General features: G+C 71.8%; 3 protein-coding genes. All 3 read right to left on the reverse strand.

Annotation, left to right across the window (positions count from 1 at the left end; genetic code table 11):
* A partial coding sequence (locus tag HRUBRA_RS14510; RefSeq protein WP_035518399.1) for an ATP-binding cassette domain-containing protein occupies positions 1-331 on the reverse strand: 331 nt, incomplete at its 3' end.
* The gene (modB, locus tag HRUBRA_RS14515; RefSeq protein WP_035518400.1) at positions 328-1,014 is read right to left on the reverse strand and encodes a molybdate ABC transporter permease subunit; all 687 of its coding nucleotides are present in this window, start codon (positions 1,012-1,014) and stop codon (positions 328-330) included. The genes modB and HRUBRA_RS14510, both read right to left, overlap by 4 nt.
* Positions 1,005-1,363, reverse strand: a 359-nt coding sequence (gene modA, locus HRUBRA_RS14520) for a molybdate ABC transporter substrate-binding protein (protein ID WP_035518402.1), incomplete at its 5' end; no start/stop codon positions are given. The genes modA and modB, both read right to left, overlap by 10 nt.

Here is a 1,363-nt window from a genome sequence, read left to right on the forward strand (position 1 = left end):
CGCCGGGGATCGCGCGGCGGCGGGCGTAGGCGAGGTTGCCGGCCACGGTGAGCTGCGGGAACAGGCGTGCGTCCTGGAAGACCACGGCGGCCCGACGCCGGTGCGCGGGCAGGCAGCGATCGCCTGCCTGCCAGGGTTCGCCGGCGAAGTCGATGCGCGAGCCCGGGTCGCCCCGTTTCAGGCCTGCAATGCAGTGCAGCAGCGTGGACTTGCCGGCCCCGGAAGGGCCGTAGACGGCGGTGACGCCGTGGGTTGGCAGCTCGGCGGTACAGGCGAGTCGGAAATCGCCGTCCGGTGCCGTCCAGCGGAGATCAAAGGAGAGCCCGCTCACCGGCCGAGGCGCCAGGGGCGCAGGCCGCCGCCCCGGTAGAGCAAAAACAGCAGCACCAGAGAGCAGATCACCAGCCCGGACGCGAGGCGGTGGGCGCTCGTCAGCTGCAGGGACTCCACCTGGTCGAAGAGAGCGATGGAGACCACGCGGGTCTCCCCGGGGATATTGCCGCCGATCATGAGCACCACGCCGAACTCGCCGACGGTATGGGCGAAGCCCAGGGCGCCGGCGGTGAGAAAGCTGCGCCGGGTGAGCGGCAGCACCACGCTGGTGAAGCGGTCCCGGGGGCCGGCGCCGAGGGTGGCCGCCGCCTCGAGGACTTCGCCGGGCAGCCGTTGGAAGGCCTGCTGCAGGGGCTGCACCACGAAGGGTAGCGAGTAGATGACCGAGCCTATCACAAGGGCTGGAAAGCTGAAGGCCAGCTGCTCGCCGGTGAGCCATTGCCAGCCCTGGCCGAGGGGCGTGTCCGGCGCGAACAGCAGCAGCAGATAGAAGCCAAGCACTGTCGGCGGCAGCACCAGGGGCAGGGCTACCACGGCCTCGATAGCGGCGACGGCCTCGCCCCGGCGCCGGGCGAGCCACCAGGCCAGGGGCGTGCCCAGCACTAGCAGCAGCAGCGTGGTCACCGAGGCCAGAACCAGGGTGAGGCGGATTGCCATCCAGTTGTCGCCGCTCAAGGACATGGATCGTAGCCGTCGCGTTTCAGCCGCGCCTGGCCTGCGGACCCGGCAAGGTGGGCCAGGAACGCGGCGGCGGATGACTCCCTGCCCCCGGTCACCACGATGGCCTGCTGTTCGATGGGGGCATGCCAGGCGGCCGGGATGAGCGTCCAGCGCCGGTCTGCGGCGGACACCAGGGAACGGGCAACGAGGGCCAGCTCCGCGGCGCCGGTGGCCTGGAACTGATAAGCCTGCTGGACACTGGCGCCGCGCAGCAGCCGGCGTTCGACCCCGGCGAAGGGGGGCCGGGCGAGCACCGCCTCGGCAGCCACGCCGTAGGGAGCGAGGGCCGCGTTGGCGATGGCGACGCGGC

The sequence above is a fragment of the Pseudohaliea rubra DSM 19751 genome (assembly GCF_000764025.1).
In the GTDB taxonomy this organism is placed as follows: Bacteria; Pseudomonadota; Gammaproteobacteria; order Pseudomonadales; family Halieaceae; genus Pseudohaliea; species Pseudohaliea rubra.